At 61.4% G+C, this 1,136-nt stretch carries 2 protein-coding genes; one reads left to right on the top strand and one right to left on the bottom strand.

Features of this window, described 5'->3' with window-relative positions:
- Positions 1-141 precede the first annotated feature (141 nt).
- On the bottom strand, positions 142-741 hold the full coding sequence (locus AHiyo1_RS08130) for a hypothetical protein (RefSeq protein WP_059388216.1): 600 nt from the start codon (positions 739-741) through the stop codon (positions 142-144).
- 191 nt (positions 742-932) lie between these two features.
- Between AHiyo1_RS08130 and AHiyo1_RS08125 the strand changes: the two genes are divergently transcribed.
- Positions 933-1,136, top strand: a 204-nt coding sequence (locus tag AHiyo1_RS08125; protein ID WP_275937045.1) for a sigma-70 family RNA polymerase sigma factor, incomplete at its 3' end; no start/stop codon positions are given.

Below are 1,136 nucleotides of genomic sequence, written 5' to 3'. Positions count from 1 at the left end.
GGTGTCCATCCAGCGTCGCGAAGTGGTCGAGGCGATCGCCGCTGCCAACCTCGCCGCTGCCCAGGCCGGCCCCGAAGCCGAGGAGCTCGTCGCCGGGCTGCGTCCGCCTGTCCGGAAACCAGGCAAGGACTAGGCCGGGTACTACTCCAGCCCCAGGAACTCCCTGAGGAGCGGCAGCGAGCAATCCCTGGTCACGGCCAGGGCCCGTTCGATATTGGCGTTTTCCGCAAGCAGCATCACGTCATCCACCGTGTCCGCACACGCGACCGCTCCCGGCGCTGCCGGGGCTGCGTCGCCGGGCTGAACGGAGCCAAGCGGCGGGTTCCCGGCCCCTTGCAGCCCCATCTGGAGAGCCTCGACGTTGGCCGCCGCGGTTGTTTCGACTTGCTTGAGCACCTGGACCAGCTCACGGTGGTGTTCTTGCAGCAGTTCCGGCCAGACTCCGGGCGGGGCCACTGAAGCGATCATCGGCAGCGTGGCGTTGGCCGACAGCCGCCATTCAATAGCCACGGCCGACGATTCGATGTTCCGGGCAAGCGTGTCGAAACGAAGGTTTTCCAGGACCTTTTCCACGTCAGCGGCAGCGAACTTCAACCAATGCCAGTTGCCTGCCCGAACGTGCAGCAGCTGTGTTTCAAGCCGGTACAACAGCAGTTCCAGCTGTCTCCGCTCACGCCACAGCGTCGCCGAAAGCTCATCCGCCCCCACGGTTCCCCATTCCCCGGTTTGGACTCGGAACATGGTTCCGAGTCCTGTTTTTCTATCTTTTTCATGAGCGTACACGCATTGTTATTTTCCAGATGGTATGTTCACTGAATACATGTCTGTTCCATGTAATCTTCGGCACGTTGCACCGTCTCAGCAGCTTGCCCATGAAGCTCCTGGAACCAGGCTTGGCAACTCAATAAACAGGTCTCATGGGGGGACTAATTTTGAATCGCGAAGAACGCAACGAGTTGGTGCTGCAGCACTTGCCGCTCGTTGGCTATTTGGTGTCGGAGCTCTGCGCGAGAGCTTCTCATTTGTCGCGCGACGATTTCGCGTCGGTGGGGTCCGTGGCGTTGATAACGTCTGCCGATTCCTTCGATCCGAACCTCGGAGTCCCCTTCGGCGCGTTTGCGCGCCGCCGGATCGTC

This window comes from Arthrobacter sp. Hiyo1 (genome assembly GCF_001263615.2).
In the GTDB taxonomy this organism is placed as follows: Bacteria; Actinomycetota; Actinomycetes; order Actinomycetales; family Micrococcaceae; genus Arthrobacter.
This window is presented reverse-complemented; position numbering and strand designations above follow the sequence as displayed.

Excerpts from the sequence above, each read along its gene's own strand:
- AHiyo1_RS08130 (WP_059388216.1), bottom strand. The coding sequence starts at position 741 with ATGTTCCGAGTCCAAACCGGGGAATGGGGAACCGTGGGGGCGGATGAG.